The following is a 16,862-nucleotide window of genomic DNA, read 5'->3' as shown; positions in this document are numbered from 1 at the left end:
GCAGTTCTACTTCCGCACCACCGACATCACCGGCGCAGCTGCTCTGCCGGAAGGCGTCGAAATGGTGATGCCGGGTGACAACGTCAAGATGGTCGTCACCCTGATCAACCCGGTGGCAATGGACGAAGGCCTGCGCTTCGCCATCCGCGAAGGCGGCCGTACCGTCGGCGCCGGCGTGGTCTCGAAGATCATCGAGTAAGCCTGCAGTACCGGTGGTTGCATAGCGCCGCCGGTTACGCGAATGGCGGGCCGGGAACCTCGGTCCGCCTTCGCCGTCTAAGGGAAGGCAAGTTTCAACACGTACGCCAGTAGCTCAATTGGCAGAGCAGCGGTCTCCAAAACCGCAGGTTGGGGGTTCGAGTCCCTCCTGGCGTGCCATCTGCCCACCTTATCCAGCGGCCTGGGCCGCTAAAGCAGACACAGCCGGATGAATAGCAAGATCGAACATTCCAAGGACAACTCCGCCAACGGCGGGGATATCGTCAAGTACGTCGCCGCATCGCTGCTGGTGCTGGCCGGTCTGTTCGTCTGGTTCTGGTTCTCCGCCGACTCCGGTCGCGCCACCCAGCTGGGTGCGTGGGCGGGTCAGCTGCGTGCGTTGGCGGTCGTGGTCGGTCTGGTTGGCGGTATCGGCGTGTTCATGCTGACCGGCAAGGGGCGCGACACCCGCGAATTCCTCTCCGAGTCGCGCTTCGAACTGCGCAAGGTGGTCTGGCCGACGCGCCAGGAAGCCATCCGCATGACCTGGGTCGTGATGGTGGTGGTGACCATTCTCAGTCTGTTGCTGGGTGGGTTCGATTACGTCATTCAGTGGCTGGTTCAGTTGTTCCTGAGCCGCTAAGGAGAATTGCATGAAGCGTTGGTACGTCGTTCACGCCTATTCGGGCTTCGAGAAGTCGGTGGCGCAGGCTCTGCGCGATCGCATCGTCCGTGACGGCATGGAAGAGCGCTTCGGCGATGTCCTGGTCCCGACCGAAGAAGTGGTCGAGATGCGCGCTGGCCAGAAGCGCCGCTCCGAGCGCAAGTTTTTCCCGGGTTACGTGCTGGTCCAGATCGAGACCCACGAAGAAGCCGGTATTCCGCGCATCGACAACGAAAGCTGGCACCTGGTCAAGGAAACCCCGCGCGTGATGGGCTTCATCGGCGGCACCGCCGACCGTCCGCTGCCGATTGCCGATTCCGAGGCCGAAGCCATCCTGAACCGCGTTCAGGAAGGTGTCGAGAAGCCGCGTCCGAAGGTGCTGTTCGAGCCGGGCCAGATGGTCCGCGTCACCGACGGCCCGTTCAACGATTTCAATGGCGTCGTCGAAGAGGTCAACTACGAGAAGAGCCGTCTGCGCGTCTCGGTGCTGATCTTCGGTCGTGCCACTCCGGTCGAACTCGAGTTCGGCCAGGTCGAAAAGGCCGTCTGATCCAGCTGTAGAGTCGAGCTTGCTCGACTTTGCTGATCGGTCGAGCAAGCTCGACTCTATGGAACCAGGAACCGGGCCTTGCCCGGTTTCGTCCGTTTATATGCTGCTTCAGGCATGTGAAGAAAAAACCTGATATAGTGCGCGGCTCCCCGCTGGGAAGCCAGCAGGACGAGGCCGCCGCAAGGTGGCCTTCAGCATGATTTCAAAACGCGATGCCGGGACGCGTGATTCCCGGTCCGATGGGGAGCCTGTTGTCGAAAGGCGCTAGCACCCGGAGAGTACTCACATGGCAAAGAAAGTTGTCGGTTACATCAAGCTGCAGGTGAAGGCCGGTCAGGCCAACCCCTCGCCGCCGGTCGGTCCTGCGCTGGGTCAGCGCGGTCTGAACATCATGGAATTCTGCAAGGCGTTCAACGCTGCCACGCAGAAGCTCGAGCCGGGTCTGCCGGTTCCGGTGATCATCACGGCCTACTCGGACCGTACGTTCACCTTCATCACCAAGAGCACCCCGGCCACCACCCTGCTGAAGAAGGCCGCTGGCATCTCGTCGGGCTCCAAGCGCCCGAACACCGAGAAGGTCGGCAAGGTCACCCGTAAGCAGCTGGAAGAGATCGCCAAGGCGAAGGAACCGGATCTGACTGCCGCCGATCTGGACGCCGCCGTGCGTACCATCGCTGGCTCTGCCCGTTCCATGGGCCTCGTGGTGGAGGGTTAATAAGATGGCACAGACCAAGCGTGAGAAGGCCATCAAGGCCGCCGTCGTTCCGGGCAAGGCATACGCCTTCGAGGACGCGATCAACATCCTGAAGAGCGCCACCAAGGCCAAGTTCGTCGAGTCGATCGACGTCGCTGTGCGCCTGGGCGTCGATGCGAAGAAGTCCGACCAGCAGGTTCGTGGCTCCACCGTGCTGCCGGCCGGTACCGGCAAGTCGGTCCGCGTCGCCGTGTTCGCTCCGGCCGGTGCCAAGGCTGATGAAGCCCTGGCCGCTGGCGCCGAAGCCGTCGGTATGGATGATCTGGCCGAGAAGATGCAGGCCGGCGATCTGAACTACGACGTCGTCATCGCGACCCCGGACGCCATGCGCGTCGTCGGTAAGCTGGGCACCGTGCTGGGTCCGCGCGGCCTGATGCCGAACCCGAAGGTCGGCACCGTTTCCCCGAACCCGGGTGAAGCCGTGAAGAACGCCAAGTCGGGTCAGGTCCGTTACCGCACCGACAAGGCCGGCATCATCCACTGCACCATCGGCAAGGCCGACTTCGCCGAAGACGCGCTGAAGTCGAACCTGACCGCGCTGCTGCTTGACCTGATCAAGGCCAAGCCGGCCACCTCGAAGGGCACCTACCTGCAGAAGGTTTCGGTCAGCTCGACGATGGGCCCGGGCGTCACCGTCGACCAGTCGTCGCTGACCCTGAAGTAATTGTTTCAAGCGGTCACGGTACCTTCGGTGCCGTGACCGTGACATTTGAAGGCATCGTTGGCAGTGCATCGCCCGCGGTAGCCGTCAAAGACCGCAGGCGCGGTCGTGGCAATACCGGCGACGGGCACGGAAGCTCGATCTGGCAAGGAGTCGCCGCCGGAGCAGTCATGAGCGCTTAATCGATTCCCCGGAATCACCCTGCGTAGATGGTGCCCTTCTGGAGTTTTTCTGGTTCACGCACGTCTGGGATTTCCCTGATTGCCTCCAGGTCTGGAACGGCCCACCCCCGGAACATCATCCCGATGTTCCCGGCGTCCAGGACGGATGCCGCACAGGACCGCACACGGCAGGAGCCGTAAGCGGAGTTCAATAGGAGGAGTGCAATGGCTCTCAATCTGTCCCAGAAGCAAGAAGTAGTCGCCGAGCTGGCAGACGTCGCCGCCAAGGCCCACTCCTTGATCGCAGCCGAATACGCTGGCACCACGGTCGCCCAGATGACCGCGATGCGCAAGCAGGCTCGTGAAACCGGTGTTTTCTTGAAGGTTGTCAAGAACACCCTGGCTTCGCGCGCCGTTGAAGGCACCGAGTTCGCAGTCGCCCAGGACCAGATGGTTGGTCCGCTGCTGTACGCGTTCTCGCTCGAGGAGCCCGGCGCTGCCGGTCGCCTGATCAAGGAAGCCGCCAAGGGCAACGACAAGCTGAAGGCTAAGGTCGTCGCCATCGGTGGCGAAGTGTTCCCGGCAAGCCACGTCGACGTGCTGGCCTCGCTGCCGACCCGCGACCAGGCCCTGGCCATGCTGGCCCGCGTCCTGACCGAGCCGGTCACGATGTTTGCCCGCGCCATCAAGGCCGTTGGCGAGAAGCAGGGTGGTGGCGACGTCGCCGCCGACGCTGCCGAACCGGCCGCCGAGACCGCCTGAGTTTCGACTTACCGTGGTTCCTGACGGAACCTCAACCCAGAAAATCATCCAAAGGTATTAATCATGTCCCTTACCAACGAACAGATCGTCGACGCCATCGCCGAGAAGTCCCTGATGGAAGTGATGGAGCTGGTCAAGGCCATCGAAGAGAAGTTCGGCGTCTCCGCCGCTGCTCCGGTTGCCGTGGCTGCTGCCGCTGGCCCGGCCGCTGCTGTTGAAGAGCAGACCGAGTTCACCGTCACCCTGAAGTCGGCCGGCGACAAGAAGGTCGAAGTCATCAAGGCCGTCCGCGCCATCACCGGCCTGGGCCTGAAGGAAGCGAAGGACCTGGCCGAAGCCGGTGGCGTCCTGAAGGAAGGCGCTTCGAAGGAAGACGCCGAGAAGATGAAGAAGGACCTGGAAGCTGCTGGCGCGACTGTCGAAGTCAAGTAAGCAGTTACCTTGCATCGTCACCGATTCACGGCGATGCAGCCAAGGCTGGGGGCGTAAGCCCCCGGCCTTTGGTCGTTGTTGCGGTGTCGGTAGAGTCGACTGTTGGTCGACTGCTGTGAAGGAAGTCGACTAACAGTCGACTCTACCGTTTCAAATGCAGCAAAAAGCCCAACACGGGCTGCAGTCAAACCCCGCCGGCCAGCGCAGTGCGCGGCAGCAGGGGCGTGGTAGCAGACGAGTTGGCAGTTGGAAGTAGCGGGAGAAGGCGTGCTGGTGCCGGCAATACCAGCGACTTCCAACTGACAATTTCAAGTTCCCTTCGGATCGTGGGCGCACGATCCGCACAACAAGGTGGAAGACCTCATGACGTCCTATTCGTTCACCGAAAAAAAGCGTATCCGCAAGGATTTCGGCAAGCAGCGCTCGATTCTCGAAGTGCCGTTCCTGCTCGCCATCCAGGTGGATTCCTATCGTGAATTCCTGCAGGAAAACGTCGATCCGGCCAAGCGCACGGACCACGGCCTGCACGCTGCGCTGAAGTCGGTCTTCCCGATCGCCAGCTACAGCGGCAACGCTGCCCTGGAATACGTCGGCTACAAGCTGGGCGAACCGGTCTTCGACGAGCGCGAGTGCCGCCAGCGTGGCATGAGCTACGGCGCCCCGCTGCGCGTGACCGTGCGCCTGGTGATCTACGACCGTGAGTCGTCGACCAAGGCCATCAAGTACGTGAAGGAGCAGGAGGTCTATCTGGGCGAAATCCCGCTGATGACCGAGAACGGCACCTTCATCGTCAACGGCACCGAGCGCGTCATCGTCTCGCAGCTGCACCGCTCGCCGGGCGTGTTCTTCGACCACGACCGTGGCAAGACCCACAGCTCGGGCAAGCTGCTGTACAGCGCCCGCATCATTCCTTACCGCGGCTCCTGGCTGGACTTCGAGTTCGACCCGAAGGACGCGCTGTTCACCCGTATCGACCGTCGCCGCAAGCTGCCGGTGTCGATCCTGCTGCGCGCGCTCGGCTACAGCAACGAAGAGATGCTGGCCGAGTTCTTCGAGATCAACACCTTCCACATCAACCCGGATGAAGGCGTCCAGCTGGAGCTGGTGCCGGAGCGCCTGCGTGGCGAAACCCTGGGCTTCGACCTCGCCGACGGCGACAAGGTCATCGTGGAAGCCGGCAAGCGCATCACCGCGCGCCACATCAAGCAGCTGGAAGCCTCGGGCATCGCCGCCCTGGCCGTGCCGGACGACTACATCGTCGGCCGCATCCTGTCGCACGACGTGGTTGACGCCTCGACCGGCGAACTGCTGGCCCAGGCCAATGACGAGATCACCGACGAGCAGCTGCAGGCCTTCCGCAAGGCCGGTGTGGATGCCGTGGGCACCCTGTGGGTGAACGATCTGGATCGTGGCCCGTACCTGTCCAACACCCTGCGCATCGACCCGACCAAGACCCAGCTGGAAGCCCTGGTCGAGATCTACCGCATGATGCGTCCGGGCGAGCCGCCGACCAAGGACGCTGCGCAGAACCTGTTCCACAACCTGTTCTTCACCTTCGAGCGCTACGACCTGTCCGCAGTCGGCCGCATGAAGTTCAACCGTCGCGTGGGCCGCAAGGAAACCACCGGCGAAGCCGTGCTGTACGACAGCAAGTACTTCGGTGAGCGCAACGACGAAGAGTCCAAGCGCCTGGTCGCCGCCCACGGCGACAGCTCCGACATCCTGGACGTGATCAAGGTCCTGACCGAGATCCGCAACGGTCGCGGCGTGGTCGACGATATCGACCACCTGGGCAACCGTCGCGTGCGTTCGGTCGGCGAAATGGCCGAAAACGTGTTCCGCGTCGGCTTGGTCCGCGTCGAGCGCGCGGTCAAGGAGCGCCTGTCGATGGCCGAGTCCGAAGGCCTGACCCCGCAGGAGCTGATCAACGCCAAGCCGGTTGCCGCTGCCATCAAGGAGTTCTTCGGCTCCTCGCAGCTGTCGCAGTTCATGGACCAGAACAACCCGCTGTCGGAAGTGACCCACAAGCGTCGCGTCTCGGCCCTGGGCCCGGGCGGCCTGACCCGTGAGCGCGCCGGCTTCGAAGTGCGCGACGTGCACCCGACCCATTACGGCCGCGTCTGCACCATCGAAACCCCGGAAGGCCCGAACATCGGCCTGATCAATTCGCTGGCCGTGTACGCCCGCACCAACCAGTACGGTTTCCTTGAGACTCCGTACCGCAAGGTCGTGGACGGCAAGGTCTATGACGAAGTCGAGTTCCTGTCGGCGATTGAAGAAAACGAGTACGTCATTGCGCAGGCCAACGCGCTGACCGACGCCAAGGGCACCCTGACCGAGCAGTTCGTTCCGTGCCGCTTCCAGGGCGAATCGCTGCTGAAGCCGCCGGCGGAAGTCCACTTCATGGACGTCTCGCCGATGCAGACCGTGTCGATCGCGGCCGCGCTGGTTCCGTTCCTGGAGCACGATGACGCGAACCGCGCACTGATGGGCGCCAACATGCAGCGTCAGGCGGTGCCGACCCTGCGTGCGCAGAAGCCGCTGGTCGGTACCGGCATCGAGCGCGCCGTGGCGCGTGACTCCGGTGTGACCGTGAACGCCCGCCGTGGTGGCGAGATCGTGCAGATCGACGCGGCCCGCATCGTGGTCAAGGTCAACGAGGAAGAGATCGTTGGCGCTACCGATGCAGGCGTGGACATCTACAACCTGGTCAAGTACACCCGTTCGAACCAGAACACCTGCATCAACCAGCGTCCGCTGGTCCAGGTGGGTGACGTCATCGCCCGCGGCGACGTGCTGGCCGACGGTCCGTCCACCGACATCGGCGAACTGGCCCTGGGCCAGAACATGCTGATCGCGTTCATGCCGTGGAACGGCTACAACTTCGAAGACTCCATCCTGCTCTCCGAGCGCGTGGTGGAAGAGGATCGTTACACCACGATCCACATCGAAGAGCTGACCTGCGTCGCGCGTGACACCAAGCTGGGGCCGGAGGAAATCTCCGCCGACATCCCGAACGTCTCCGAGCAGGCGCTGAACCGCCTGGACGAGAGCGGCGTGGTGTACATCGGTGCGGAAGTCCGCGCCGGCGACATCATGGTCGGCAAGGTCACCCCGAAGGGCGAAAGCCAGCTGACCCCGGAAGAGAAGCTGCTGCGCGCGATCTTCGGCGAGAAGGCTTCGGACGTTAAGGACAGCTCGCTGCGCGTTCCGCCGGGCATGGACGGCACCGTCATCGACGTGCAGGTCTTCACCCGCGACGGCATCGAGAAGGACAAGCGCGCCCGCCAGATCGAAGAGTCTGAAATCAAGCGCGTCAAGAAGGACTTCGACGACCAGTTCCGCATCCTGGAAGCCGCCATCTACATGCGTCTGCGTTCGCAGATCGTGGGCAAGGTGGTCAACGGTGGCGCTGGCCTGAAGAAGGGTGACGTGATCACCGACGCCTTCCTGGACGGCCTGAAGAAGGCTGACTGGTTCGCCCTGCGCATGAAGGACGAGGACGCTTCGGAAGCCATCGAGCGCGCGCAGAAGCAGATCCAGGCGCACGAGAAGGAATTCGAGCGTCGCTTCGCCGACAAGCGCGGCAAGATCACCGCCGGTGACGACCTTGCCCCGGGCGTGCTGAAGATGGTCAAGGTGTTCCTGGCCGTGAAGCGCCGCATCCAGCCGGGCGACAAGATGGCAGGCCGCCACGGCAACAAGGGTGTGGTCTCCAACGTGGTGCCGGTCGAGGACATGCCGTACATGGCCTCGGGCGAAACCGTGGACATCGTGCTGAACCCGCTGGGCGTGCCGTCGCGTATGAACATCGGCCAGATCCTGGAAGTGCACCTGGGCTGGGCTGCCAAGGGCCTGGGCCGCAAGATCCAGGCGATGATGGAAGCCCAGGCGGCGGTTGCCGACCTGCGCAAGTTCCTGGACGACATCTACAACCACGACGACACCAACGTGGCCAACCGTGTCGACCTGTCGCAGTTCAGCGACGAGGAACTGCTGCGCCTGGCCCGTAACCTCACCGACGGCGTGCCGATGGCCACCCCGGTGTTCGACGGCGCCACCGAAGCGGAAATCAAGCGCATGCTGGAACTGGCCGACCTGCCGAGCAGTGGCCAGACCCAGCTGTACGACGGCCGCACCGGTGAAGCGTTCGATCGCCACACCACCGTGGGTTACATGCACTACCTGAAGCTGAACCACCTGGTCGACGACAAGATGCACGCCCGTTCGACCGGTCCGTACTCGCTCGTCACCCAGCAGCCGCTGGGCGGCAAGGCGCAGTTCGGCGGCCAGCGCTTCGGTGAAATGGAAGTCTGGGCGCTGGAAGCCTACGGCGCGGCCTACACCCTGCAGGAAATGCTGACGGTGAAGTCCGATGACGTGCAGGGCCGCAACCAGATGTACAAGAACATCGTCGACGGTGAGCACGAGATGGTCGCGGGCATGCCGGAATCCTTCAACGTGCTCGTGAAGGAAATCCGCTCGCTGGCCATCAACATGGAACTGGAAGACAACTGATCCATGCCGGCGCGGCGGTCAACGCCGCCGCGCCGCTGGCAGTGAACTGAAAGCCCATCGACACAGCATTCCTCCTTCTGGAGAACACCATGAAAGACCTGCTCAACCTCTTCAACCAGCAGCGCCAGACGCTGGACTTCGACGCGATCAAGATCGCGCTGGCTTCGCCGGACCTGATCCGTTCGTGGTCCTTCGGCGAAGTGAAGAAGCCGGAAACCATCAACTACCGTACCTTCAAGCCGGAACGCGACGGCCTGTTCTGCGCCGCCATCTTCGGCCCGGTGAAGGACTACGAGTGCCTGTGCGGCAAGTACAAGCGCATGAAGCACCGCGGCGTGGTCTGCGAAAAGTGCGGTACCGAAGTGACCCTGGCCAAGGTGCGCCGCGAGCGCATGGGCCACATCGACCTGGCCTCGCCGGTCGCGCACATCTGGTTCCTCAAGTCGCTGCCGTCGCGCATCGGCCTGATGCTGGACATGACCCTGCGCGACATCGAGCGCGTGCTGTACTTCGAAGCCTACGTGGTGACCGAGCCGGGCCTGACCGCCCTGGAGCGCCGCCAGCTGCTGACCGAGGAACAGTACCTGCAGGCCCGCCAGGAGCACGGTGACGACTTCGACGCCGCCATGGGCGCCGAGGCCGTGTACGAACTGCTGCGCACGATCGACCTGCAGTCGGAAATGACCCGCCTGCGCGAGGAAATCGCCGCTACCGGTTCGGAAACCAAGCTCAAGCGCCTCACCAAGCGCATCAAGCTGATCGAAGCCTTCCTGGAATCGGGCAACCGTCCGGAATGGATGGTCATGACCGTGCTGCCGGTGCTGCCGCCGGACCTGCGTCCGCTGGTCCCGCTGGATGGCGGCCGCTTCGCGACCTCCGACCTGAACGACCTGTACCGCCGCGTCATCAACCGCAACAACCGCCTGCGCCGCCTGCTCGAACTGAGCGCGCCGGACATCATCGTGCGCAATGAAAAGCGCATGCTGCAGGAGTCGGTCGATGCGCTGCTGGACAACGGCCGTCGTGGCCGTGCCATCACCGGCACCAACAAGCGCCCGCTGAAGTCGCTGGCCGACATGATCAAGGGCAAGCAGGGTCGCTTCCGCCAGAACCTGCTCGGCAAGCGCGTCGACTACTCGGGCCGTTCGGTCATCGTGGTCGGCCCGTACCTGCGCCTGCACCAGTGCGGCCTGCCGAAGAAGATGGCGCTCGAGCTGTTCAAGCCGTTCGTCTTCGCCAAGCTGCAGCGTCGTGGCCTGGCCACCACCATCAAGGCCGCCAAGAAGCTGGTCGAGCGCGAAGAAGCCGAAGTCTGGGACATCCTGGAAGAGGTCATCCGCGAGCACCCGGTGATGCTGAACCGTGCGCCGACCCTGCACCGTCTGGGTATCCAGGCGTTCGAGCCGGTGCTGATCGAAGGCAAGGCCATCCAGCTGCACCCGCTGGTCTGCACCGCGTTCAACGCCGACTTCGACGGTGACCAGATGGCCGTCCACGTGCCGCTCTCGCTGGAAGCCCAGCTGGAAGCGCGTGCGCTGATGATGTCGACCAACAACATCCTGTCGCCGGCCAACGGCGAGCCGATCATCGTGCCGTCGCAGGACGTCGTGCTGGGTCTGTACTACATGACCCGCTCGCTGGAAAACAAGAAGGGCGAGGGCATGGCCTTCGCCAACATCGCCGAAGTGAAGCGTGCCTACGACAACCGCGTGGTGGAACTGCACGCGCGCGTCAAGGTCCGCATCACCGAAGTGGTGACCGACGAAGACGGCAACAAGCAGAACAAGACCTCGATCGTGGACACCACGATCGGTCGCGCCCTGCTGGCTGAAATCCTGCCGGAAGGCCTGCCGTTCGCGCTGGCCAACACCGAGCTGACCAAGAAGAACATCAGCCGCCTGATCAACTCCAGCTACCGCCAGCTGGGCCTGAAGGACACGGTCGTGTTCGCCGACAAGCTGATGTACACCGGCTTCGCGTACGCGACCCGCGCCGGCGTCTCGATCGGCATCGACGACATGCTGATCCCGGACGAGAAGAAGGGCATCCTCACCGAGGCCGAAGCCGAAGTGCTGGAAATCCAGGAGCAGTACCAGTCGGGCCTCGTCACCGCCGGCGAGCGCTACAACAAGGTGGTCGACATCTGGTCGCGCACCAACGAGCGCATCGCCAAGGCGATGATGGACACCATCGGTACCGAGAAGGTGGTCAATGCCAAGGGTGAGACCATCGACCAGAAGTCGATGAACTCGCTGTACATCATGGCCGACTCCGGTGCGCGTGGTTCGCAGGCGCAGATCCGTCAGCTGGCCGGCATGCGTGGCCTGATGGCCCGCCCGGACGGCTCGATCATCGAGACGCCCATCAAGGCGAACTTCCGCGAAGGCCTGAACGTGCAGGAGTACTTCAACTCCACCCACGGTGCCCGTAAGGGTCTGGCCGATACCGCGCTGAAGACCGCGAACTCGGGTTACCTGACCCGTCGTCTGGTCGACGTGGCACAGGACGTGGTGATCACCGAGGTGGATTGCGGTACCACCGAAGGCCTGATCATGACCCCGATCGTGGAAGGCGGCGACGTGGTCGAGCCGCTGAAGGACCGCGTGCTGGGTCGCGTGGTTGCCGAGGACGTGTTCCTGCCGGGCAACGACGAAGATCCGATCGTCACCCGCAACACCCTGCTGGACGAAGCCTGGGTTGCCAAGCTGGAAGATGCCGGCGTGCAGACCATCAAGGTCCGCTCGACCATCTCCTGCGAATCGGCCTTCGGCGTCTGCTCGCGCTGCTACGGCCGCGACCTGGCCCGTGGCCACCTGGTCAACATCGGTGAAGCGGTCGGCGTCATCGCCGCCCAGTCCATCGGTGAGCCGGGTACCCAGCTGACCATGCGTACGTTCCACATCGGTGGTGCGGCGTCGCGAGCTGCTGCGGTCGACAACATCACCGTCAAGACCACCGGCTCGGTCAAGTTCAGCAACCTCAAGTCGGTCGAGCATGCCAACGGCTCGCTGGTGGCAGTGTCGCGCTCGGGCGAAATCTCGGTGCTCGATGCCCACGGCCGTGAGCGTGAGCGTTACAAGCTGCCGTACGGTGCGACCATCACGTCCAAGGACGGTGATGCGATCAAGGCTGGCCAGACCGTGGCCAACTGGGATCCGCATAACCACCCGATCGTGTCGGAAGTGGCCGGCTTCATCCGCTTCATCGACTTCGTCGACGGCATCACCGTCATCGAGAAGACCGACGAGCTGACCGGCCTGGCGTCGCGCGAAATCACCGATCCGAAGCGTCGTGGTACCCAGGCCAAGGACCTGCGCCCGATCGTGCGCATCGTCGACGCCAAGGGCAACGACCTGTCGATTCCGGGCACCGACCTGCCGGCGCAGTACCTGCTGCCGCCGCGCTCGATCGTCAACCTGCAGGACGGCGCTGCCGTCGGCGTGGGTGACGTGGTCGCCAAGATCCCGCAGGAAGCGTCGAAGACCCGCGACATCACCGGTGGTCTGCCGCGCGTGGCCGATCTGTTCGAAGCGCGCAAGCCGAAGGATCCGGCGGTGCTGGCCGAGCGTTCGGGCATCATCAGCTTCGGCAAGGACACCAAGGGCAAGCAGCGCCTGATCATCAAGGACACCGATGGTTCGGAGCACGAAGAGCTGATCCCGAAGTACCGCCAGGTCATCGTGTTCGAAGGCGAGCATGTCACCAAGGGTGAAACCATCGTGGACGGCGAGCCGAGCCCGCAGGACATCCTGCGCCTGCTGGGTGTCGAACCGCTGGCTGCCTACCTGGTGAAGGAAATCCAGGACGTGTACCGCCTGCAGGGCGTGAAGATCAACGACAAGCACATCGAGGTGATCACTCGCCAGATGCTGCGCAAGGTCGAGATCACCGACCAGGGCAGCAGCAAGTTCCTGAACGGCGAACAGGTGGAGCGCCAGCGCGTTATCGAGGAGAATGCCCGCCTTGCAGCCCGCAATGAGCTGCCGGCGCACTTCGATCCGGTCCTGCTGGGTATCACCAAGGCCTCGCTGGCGACCGAATCGTTCATCTCGGCCGCGTCGTTCCAGGAAACCACCCGCGTGCTGACCGAAGCGGCCGTCCGCGGCACCTCGGACAACCTGCGTGGCCTGAAGGAAAACGTCATCGTGGGTCGCCTGATTCCGGCCGGTACCGGCCTGGCGTACCACAGCAACCGCCGTCGCGGCGCTTCCGGCCTCACCGAGTCGGAAATGCAGACCCTTGCCGGCACCCCGGCCGCGGTCGAGGCACCGGTGGTTGAAGCCGAAGCTGAACAGGCCTCGGAAGACTGAAACACGGGTCCGGCCTCAGGGCCGGACCACCCGGGCGGGTAGAGTCGACTGTTAGTCGACTGCTATCCAGAGTCGACCGCTATCGACAGTCGACTAACAGTCGACTCTACCGGTACAGGGCAGGGTGGACCGCTCGCGGTTCACCCCGCCAACCTGAACGGGGTACATGGAGGCCCCCCAGTAACGTTCCGGGATCAGGAACGGGCTTGACAGGAGGCGTTTGACTGCTTTCCTGGCAGGTTGCTACAATCGTCTGTCTCAGCAGGCCAGAATTTTGGCCTGCTTTAACATTTCCGCATCTCTGGCCGGATTTTCCGGCCACCAATCAGAAGAACCTACTGATGGCGACGATCAACCAGCTGGTCCGCAAGCCGCGGCAAGCGACCACCTACAAGAGTGCCTCGCCGGCGCTCGACAAGTGCCCGCAGCGCCGTGGCGTCTGCACCCGTGTCTACACCACCACCCCGAAGAAGCCGAACTCGGCTCTGCGCAAGGTTGCCAAGGTCCGCCTGACCAACCAGGAAGAAGTGATTTCCTACATCGGTGGTGAAGGCCACAACCTGCAGGAGCACTCCGTGGTCCTGATCCGCGGCGGTCGCGTCAAGGACCTGCCGGGTGTGCGTTACCACACCGTTCGTGGCTCGCTCGACGCCGCCGGCGTTGCCAAGCGTCGCCAGGCCCGTTCCAAGTACGGCGCCAAGCGTCCGAAGGCATAAGGAGAGAGCACTATGTCGCGTAAGGGTAATACTCCGCAGCGTTCCGTCCTGCCCGATCCGAAGCACGGAAGCGAAACCATCGCCCGCTTCATCAACATGGTCATGCAGAGCGGCAAGAAGTCCGTCGCCGAAAAGATCGTGTACGGCGCCATGGACGTGATCACCGAGAAGAACAGCAGCGCCAACGCCATTGAACTGGTGCAGAAGGCTCTGGACAACGTTGCTCCGGCGGTCGAAGTCAAGTCGCGCCGCGTCGGCGGTGCCACCTACCAGGTGCCGGTCGAAGTGCGTTCGTCGCGCAAGATGGCCCTGGCCATGCGCTGGCTGATCGACTCCGCGCGCAAGCGTGGTGAGAACACCATGCCGAAGAAGCTGGCTGCTGAACTGATCGACGCCTCGGAAAATCGTGGCGGCGCCATCAAGAAGCGCGAAGAAACCCACCGCATGGCCGAAGCCAACAAGGCATTCGCCCACTACCGCTGGTGAGTTTGACGGCCTTGTAAAACAGGCAGGGCAGCACCACTTCGGTGCGTGCTGCCTCGCGGTCCCAGAAGGACTGCGCCAATCCGAAGGCCGCCGAAAGGCGGCGTTCGGCCATCCGAAATCCAAGAAATCTGAGAGGCTCCCGTGGCCCGTTCCACTCCCATCGAGCGTTACCGTAACTTCGGCATCATGGCTCACATCGATGCCGGCAAGACCACCACGTCCGAGCGCATCCTGTTCTACACCGGCAAGAGCCACAAGATCGGTGAAGTGCATGACGGCGCCGCCACCATGGACTGGATGGAGCAGGAGCAGGAGCGTGGCATCACGATCCAGTCCGCTGCCACCACCGCGTTCTGGAAGGGCATGGACAAGTCCCTGCCGGAGCACCGCTTCAACATCATCGACACCCCCGGGCACGTCGACTTCACCATCGAAGTGGAGCGCTCGCTGCGCGTGCTCGACGGTGCCGTCTTCGTCCTGTGCGCCGTCGGTGGCGTGCAGCCGCAGTCGGAAACCGTGTGGCGCCAGGCCAACAAGTACCACGTGCCGCGCATCGCGTTCGTCAACAAGATGGACCGCACCGGTGCCAACTTCCAGAAGGTCGTCGGCCAGCTGAAGGCCAAGCTGGGCGCGGTTGCCGTGCCGATGCAGCTGCCGATCGGCGCTGAAGACAACTTCAAGGGCGTCGTCGACCTGCTGAAGATGAAGGCCATCCACTGGGATGAGGCTTCGCAGGGCATGAAGTTCGAGTACAGCGACATCCCGGCCGATCTGCAGGCGGCTGCGGAAGAGGCTCGCCAGTTCATGGTCGAGACCGCTGCCGAAGCCAGCGAAGAGCTGATGGAAAAGTACCTGGGCGGCGAAGAGCTGGCCGAGGCCGAAATCATCAACGCGCTGCGTACCCGCACCCTGGCCACCGAGATCGTGCCGATGTACTGCGGCTCGGCCTTCAAGAACAAGGGTGTGCAGGCCATGCTGGACGGCGTGATCCAGCTGCTGCCGTCGCCGGTCGACGTGCCGGACGTGAAGGGCGTGGACGTTGACGACGACACCGTCGAAATGACCCGCAAGTCGGACGACAAGGCTCCGTTCTCGTCGCTGGCCTTCAAGATCATCACCGACCCGTTCGTCGGCGCGCTGACCTTCTTCCGTGTCTACTCGGGCACCCTGAACGGTGGCGACACCGTGCTGAACTCGGTGAAGGGCAAGAAGGAGCGCATCGGCCGCATCCTGCAGATGCACTCGAACAACCGCGAGGAAATCAAGGAAGTTCTGGCCGGTGACATCGCCGCTGCCGTGGGCCTGAAGGACACCACCACCGGTGACACCCTGTGCGCCGTGGACGCCCCGATCATCCTGGAGCGCATGACGTTCCCGGAGCCGGTGATCTCGATGGCCGTCGAGCCGAAGACCAAGTCGGACCAGGAAAAGATGGGTCTGGCCCTGGGCCGTCTGGCGCAGGAAGATCCGTCGTTCCGCGTCAAGACCGACGAAGAATCCGGCCAGACCATCATCTCGGGCATGGGCGAGCTGCACCTGGACATCATCGTCGACCGCCTGAAGCGCGAGTTCAACGTTGAAGCCAACGTCGGCGCGCCGCAGGTGGCCTACCGCGAAACCATCACCCTGGCCGACGTCAAGTCGGACTACAAGCACGCCAAGCAGTCCGGTGGTAAGGGTCAGTACGGTCACGTCGTGATCGAACTGTCGCCGATCACCGCTGCCGACCGTGCCGATCCGAAGCTGGCTCCGGCCATCAAGGACGACTTCCTGTTCATCAACGACATCACCGGCGGCGTGATCCCGAAGGAATTCATTCCGTCGGTTGAAAAGGGCCTGCGCGAAACCATCACCAGCGGTCCGCTGGCTGGCTTCCCGGTCGTGGACGTCAAGGTGAAGCTGGTGTTCGGTTCGTACCACGACGTCGACTCCTCGGAAATGGCGTTCAAGCTGGCTTCGTCGATGGCCTTCAAGCAGGGCTTCGCCAAGGCCAAGCCGGTGCTGCTGGAGCCGATCATGAAGGTCGAGATCGTGACCCCGGAGGATTACCAGGGTGACGTGATGGGCGACGTCAGCCGTCGTCGCGGCGTGCTGCAGGGTTCCGACACCACCGGTGACGGTTCGGCCAGCATCATCAACGCGATGATCCCGCTGGGTGAAATGTTCGGCTACGCCACTGCGCTGCGTTCGCAGACCCAGGGCCGCGCCACCTTCACCATGGAATTCGATCACTACGAGCCGGCTCCGACCAACATCGCCGAAGCCGTCATGAAGAAGGGCTGAGCCTCGCTCAGCCTCTCTTGAAACCACTTACGAACAATCAAGGTATAGAACAATGGCAAAGGGTAAGTTCGAGCGCACCAAGCCGCACGTCAACGTCGGCACCATCGGTCACGTCGATCACGGCAAGACCACGCTGACCGCCGCACTGACCAAGATCGGTGCCGAGCGCTTCGGTGGCGAGTTCAAGGATTACTCCTCGATCGACGCCGCTCCGGAAGAAAAGGCGCGTGGTATCACGATCTCGACCGCGCACGTCGAATACGAATCCCCGGTCCGTCACTACGCCCACGTCGATTGCCCGGGCCATGCTGACTACGTCAAGAACATGATCACCGGTGCCGCCCAGATGGACGGCGCGATCCTGGTG

The 16,862-nt window shown here is 63.3% G+C and carries 13 protein-coding genes and 1 tRNA gene; all 14 read left to right on the top strand.

The genetic code is table 11. The features are described from left to right. A partial coding sequence (locus AC5P9L_RS21150; protein ID WP_495213722.1) for an EF-Tu C-terminal domain-related protein occupies window positions 1-199 on the top strand: 199 nt, incomplete at its 5' end. Between the two features lie 103 nt (window positions 200-302). Further along, window positions 303-378, top strand: a tRNA-Trp gene (locus AC5P9L_RS21145). A 49-nt stretch (window positions 379-427) separates the two neighbouring features. Continuing rightward, the gene (gene secE / locus AC5P9L_RS21140) at window positions 428-841 is read left to right on the top strand and encodes a preprotein translocase subunit SecE (RefSeq protein WP_005408202.1); all 414 of its coding nucleotides are present in this window, start codon (window positions 428-430) and stop codon (window positions 839-841) included. Window positions 842-851: 10 nt separating this feature from the next. Then, window positions 852-1,412, top strand: a complete 561-nt coding sequence (gene nusG / locus AC5P9L_RS21135) for a transcription termination/antitermination protein NusG (RefSeq protein ID WP_004154362.1) — start codon at window positions 852-854, stop codon at window positions 1,410-1,412. A gap of 286 nt (window positions 1,413-1,698) precedes the next feature. Next, window positions 1,699-2,127: a 50S ribosomal protein L11 gene (gene rplK, locus AC5P9L_RS21130; protein ID WP_004145248.1), complete on the top strand. Its 429-nt coding sequence runs from the start codon at window positions 1,699-1,701 to the stop codon at window positions 2,125-2,127. A 4-nt stretch (window positions 2,128-2,131) separates the two neighbouring features. After that, complete coding sequence (gene rplA, locus AC5P9L_RS21125; protein WP_004154350.1) at window positions 2,132-2,830, top strand: 50S ribosomal protein L1; 699 nt, start codon at window positions 2,132-2,134, stop codon at window positions 2,828-2,830. Window positions 2,831-3,213: 383 nt separating this feature from the next. Then, window positions 3,214-3,750 (top strand): 50S ribosomal protein L10, encoded by a 537-nt coding sequence (rplJ, locus tag AC5P9L_RS21120; protein ID WP_005408203.1) that lies wholly within the window; start codon window positions 3,214-3,216, stop codon window positions 3,748-3,750. Window positions 3,751-3,813: 63 nt separating this feature from the next. Continuing rightward, window positions 3,814-4,182 (top strand): 50S ribosomal protein L7/L12, encoded by a 369-nt coding sequence (gene rplL / locus AC5P9L_RS21115; protein WP_005408204.1) that lies wholly within the window; start codon window positions 3,814-3,816, stop codon window positions 4,180-4,182. Window positions 4,183-4,545: 363 nt separating this feature from the next. Further along, a complete protein-coding gene (rpoB, locus tag AC5P9L_RS21110; protein WP_005408205.1) occupies window positions 4,546-8,700 on the top strand; it encodes a DNA-directed RNA polymerase subunit beta in 4,155 nt (1,384 codons plus the stop codon). Between the two features lie 89 nt (window positions 8,701-8,789). Beyond that, complete coding sequence (rpoC, locus tag AC5P9L_RS21105) at window positions 8,790-13,010, top strand: DNA-directed RNA polymerase subunit beta' (protein ID WP_005412340.1); 4,221 nt, start codon at window positions 8,790-8,792, stop codon at window positions 13,008-13,010. Between the two features lie 341 nt (window positions 13,011-13,351). Beyond that, entirely contained in the window at window positions 13,352-13,726 is a 375-nt protein-coding gene (gene rpsL, locus AC5P9L_RS21100; protein ID WP_004145320.1) for a 30S ribosomal protein S12, read from the top strand. A gap of 12 nt (window positions 13,727-13,738) precedes the next feature. Further along, entirely contained in the window at window positions 13,739-14,212 is a 474-nt protein-coding gene (rpsG, locus tag AC5P9L_RS21095) for a 30S ribosomal protein S7 (protein WP_004145321.1), read from the top strand. Window positions 14,213-14,353: 141 nt separating this feature from the next. Beyond that, entirely contained in the window at window positions 14,354-16,495 is a 2,142-nt protein-coding gene (gene fusA / locus AC5P9L_RS21090) for an elongation factor G (protein ID WP_012479235.1), read from the top strand. A gap of 52 nt (window positions 16,496-16,547) precedes the next feature. Further along, window positions 16,548-16,862: GTP-binding protein (locus AC5P9L_RS21085; protein ID WP_258010329.1), on the top strand; the 315-nt coding region annotated here is incomplete at its 3' end.

Source organism: Stenotrophomonas sp. YJH_SMC_64 (assembly GCF_059371375.1).
The sequence above is the reverse complement of the archived record's forward strand: the minus strand, read 5'-3'. Positions and strand labels throughout refer to the sequence as shown.

Bases quoted from the DNA above. Each gene is read 5' to 3' on its own strand.
- rplK (WP_004145248.1), top strand. From the start codon at position 1,699: ATGGCAAAGAAAGTTGTCGGTTACATCAAGCTGCAGGTGAAGGCCGGT.
- nusG (WP_004154362.1), top strand. From the start codon at position 852: ATGAAGCGTTGGTACGTCGTTCACGCCTATTCGGGCTTCGAGAAGTCG.
- rpoB (WP_005408205.1), top strand. From the start codon at position 4,546: ATGACGTCCTATTCGTTCACCGAAAAAAAGCGTATCCGCAAGGATTTC.
- rplA (WP_004154350.1), top strand. From the start codon at position 2,132: ATGGCACAGACCAAGCGTGAGAAGGCCATCAAGGCCGCCGTCGTTCCG.
- rpoC (WP_005412340.1), top strand. From the start codon at position 8,790: ATGAAAGACCTGCTCAACCTCTTCAACCAGCAGCGCCAGACGCTGGAC.
- secE (WP_005408202.1), top strand. From the start codon at position 428: ATGAATAGCAAGATCGAACATTCCAAGGACAACTCCGCCAACGGCGGG.
- rpsG (WP_004145321.1), top strand. From the start codon at position 13,739: ATGTCGCGTAAGGGTAATACTCCGCAGCGTTCCGTCCTGCCCGATCCG.
- rpsL (WP_004145320.1), top strand. From the start codon at position 13,352: ATGGCGACGATCAACCAGCTGGTCCGCAAGCCGCGGCAAGCGACCACC.
- rplJ (WP_005408203.1), top strand. From the start codon at position 3,214: ATGGCTCTCAATCTGTCCCAGAAGCAAGAAGTAGTCGCCGAGCTGGCA.
- rplL (WP_005408204.1), top strand. From the start codon at position 3,814: ATGTCCCTTACCAACGAACAGATCGTCGACGCCATCGCCGAGAAGTCC.